Origin of the sequence: Butyricimonas sp. RTP31003st1_G1_RTP31003_210430 (assembly GCF_040920905.1) — a bacterium.
GTDB lineage: Bacteria > Bacteroidota > Bacteroidia > Bacteroidales > Marinifilaceae > Butyricimonas > Butyricimonas paravirosa.
In genome coordinates this window covers 1-3,103 of the sequence record NZ_JBCOSQ010000134.1, presented here as the reverse complement: position 1 = coordinate 3,103, position 3,103 = coordinate 1, and the positions used below count along the sequence as shown (strand labels likewise).

General features: G+C 41.2%; 2 protein-coding genes. One reads left to right on the top strand and one right to left on the bottom strand.

Features of this window, described 5'->3' with window-relative positions; genetic code table 11:
- The coding region (locus tag AB5542_RS21170) for an NAD(P)H-hydrate dehydratase (RefSeq protein WP_368243447.1) at nt 1-1,297 on the bottom strand (1,297 nt) is incomplete at its 3' end.
- A 118-nt stretch (nt 1,298-1,415) separates the two neighbouring features.
- Here AB5542_RS21170 and AB5542_RS21165 point away from each other — a divergent pair.
- Nucleotides 1,416-2,975 (top strand): peptide MFS transporter, encoded by a 1,560-nt coding sequence (locus AB5542_RS21165; RefSeq protein ID WP_087419943.1) that lies wholly within the window; start codon nt 1,416-1,418, stop codon nt 2,973-2,975.
- Nucleotides 2,976-3,103 lie beyond the last annotated feature (128 nt).

Below are 3,103 nucleotides of genomic sequence, written 5' to 3'. Positions count from 1 at the left end.
TACCTGTCATGTTAAAGTAACATTCACCCTCCGGGGTAGCTATTATTGTATGCGCACCTTTCAGCACGACATACACTTGGTGTAGACGTGCAAAGGTGCTTAATTTATTTAATCTATCAAAATCATTTACACTTTTTCCTGCTAATCTTTCAAATTCTTTCGGGTGAGGAGTCAGCACTGCTCCATCCGGAAGAAGTTCCAGTAATCCTGAATTCGCTGCCAACAAATTCAAGGCATCTGCATCCAACACGATCTTTCCTCGCCACACGGATAATAGTTGACGAATTCCTTCTGCCGTGACAGGTGAAGTCCCGATTCCCGAACCAATCCCAACCGCTTGGATACGGGAAAGATTGTCTACACCGGAAAAACAAAATTCATTCCGATCCACTTCAACTAATGCCTCCGGCACGGAGAGATGAATCATTTCTTTCAACTTACGGGGAACATGCACGGAAAGCAGTCCCGTTCCGGACCGAATAGCCCCCTTGGCTGCTAACACGGCTGCCCCCATCATGGAATAAGAGCCTACTATTAATAAGGTATTACCCAAAGTCCCCTTGTGAGAGAACTTTCCCGGGATCAATAACCGGGATGCAACCACTTCTTCTGTCAGATAATAATAAGCAGCAGGATACTCCCGCAAGATAATCGGGTGTAAACGAATATCCAGCACTTCCCAATGTCCCACGTAAACTACATTTTCCGGGAACATAAAGGCTAATTTAGGAAATTGAAAAGTGAACGTGTAATCGGCCTTTATGATCGCCCCGTTATTTTCCCCGTTATCCTCTCCCATCAAACCGGATGGCATATCTATTGCTACAACCGGATGGGACAAACAATTTATCCGGTGAATTATATCTCCCAAAAATCCCGTTACCGGACGATTTAATCCGGCCCCGAAAATGGCATCCACCAGCACACTATTTTCGTCCGGCTGCAAATTATCCGGATTTTTCACCTCAATATAACATCCTCCCATATCAATGAAACGTTTCCTGTTCACGGCACAATCCGGAGAGAGACAATCGTTTTCATGCAAACCGAAAGCCTTGACATTCAATCCTTTTTGATGTAACAATCTTGCCACAACATACCCGTCTCCCCCGTTATTTCCAGAACCGGCCAGAATGTTAAAAATATGACTATTGGGAAAAAAAATCAATAATTTTTCTGTAAAAACAGTAGCCGCCCTCTCCATCAAATCTAATGATGTTACCGGCTCATTCTCAATCGTATATTTATCCAATTTTTGTAAATCCGATGTCTTGAAAATTTTATTATTCTTCAACATGACGATAGGTTTCAAACGTTTTCAATGACTAAAGATAAAAAAATAATTTATATTTGCAGACTATTAGCGTGAACGAAAAAATTTAATTATTTACCAATACAAATTAAAAACAAAAGTTATGTTCAAAAATCATCCTAAAGGGTTGCTCACCGCGGCTCTAAGTAATATGGGAGAACGTTTCGGCTATTACATCATGAATGCCGTGCTAGTGTTGTTCCTATGTTCTAAATTTGGTTTGAGCGAAGCCGCCAGTGGTACCATTTATTCCTTTTTTTACGCCGGCATATACATTTTAAGCCTTGTCGGAGGTCTTATTGCTGACCGCACGCAAAACTACAAAGGAACCATTAAGACGGGTCTTGTAGTTATGGCAATAGGGTACATTATCCTATCTGTTCCAATCCTCGCGACATCGCAAAATACAACTTGGTTATTAACTCTTACTTGTGTTGCTTTGTTCTTGATTGCATTCGGTAACGGTTTATTCAAAGGTAACTTGCAGGCAATTGTAGGTCAAATGTATGATAATTTTGAAGCCGAGGCTGCAAAACAAGGGCCAGAAGCTCTCAAAATTGCAAAAGACAAGAGAGATTCAGGTTTCCAGATTTTCTACGTATTCATCAACGTGGGTGGTCTAATTGCTCCGTTCATCGCTCCGGTTTTACGCCAATGGTGGTTGGGAGTAAACGGATTATCTTATAACGCACAGCTTCCTGCCCTTTGCCACGAGTACATTAATAATGCTGCAAACATGGCTCCCGAAGCTCTTGCTAACTTACAGCAACTTATGACTGCTGCCGGAGGAGCTATCACCGATATGACAGCCTCTTGTCTCCAATATCTGCAAATTTTCAATGAAGGTATTCACTACTCATTCATTGCTTCTGTTGCAGCCATGCTTATTTCTCTTGTAATTTTCTTTGTTTCGCAAAAAACATTCCCGAATCCGGCAAAGAAAGCCGTAACACAGAGTGTAACCTACACGGCAGAGGAAAAAGCTGCTATGGCTAAAGAGATTAAACAAAGAATGTATGCATTATTTGCTGTTTTAGGCATCGTTATCTTCTTCTGGTTCTCATTCCACCAGAACGGTATGTCCCTTTCATTCTTTGCCCGCGACTTCGTAGATTCTTCTGCAGTTGCTCCTGAAGTATGGCAAGCTATCAACCCGTTCTTTGTTATTGTCCTTACTCCAATGATTATGGCAATTTTCGGATTCCTTGCAAGACGCGGTAAAGAGATTTCAACCCCAAGAAAGATTGCCATCGGTATGTTCATTGCAGGTTTGGCATTCTTGTTCCTTGCCGTTTTCTCAATCATGAAAGGTTATCCTTCCGCAGACGCATTCAGAGGTCTTCCTATTGCAGAACAAATGGCAGCAAAAGCTCATTGGTGGGTTCTTATCGTTACTTACTTCTTCTTAACAGTTGCTGAGTTATTTATCTCACCTCTAGGATTATCATTTGTATCAAAAGTTGCTCCCAAAAGTATGCTTGGCTTGTGTCAAGGTTTGTGGCTTGCTGCTACCGCTCTTGGTAACCTTCTACTTTGGATTGGTCCTCTCATGTACAACTCATGGCCGATCTGGCAATGCTGGTCAGTATTCTTGATCGTATGCCTTGTATCTATGGGTGTTATGCTTGGTATGGTGAAATGGCTTGAAAGAGTGACAAAATAACCTTATTTATCAACATATAAAAAAAGGGTTCAGAAATTCTGAACCTTTTTTTTAAGTAATGTGGCCAAAAATAGTTGGTAACATTTTTCCAATTAAAGCTTATCTTTGAATAGTAAAGTCGAAGAGGA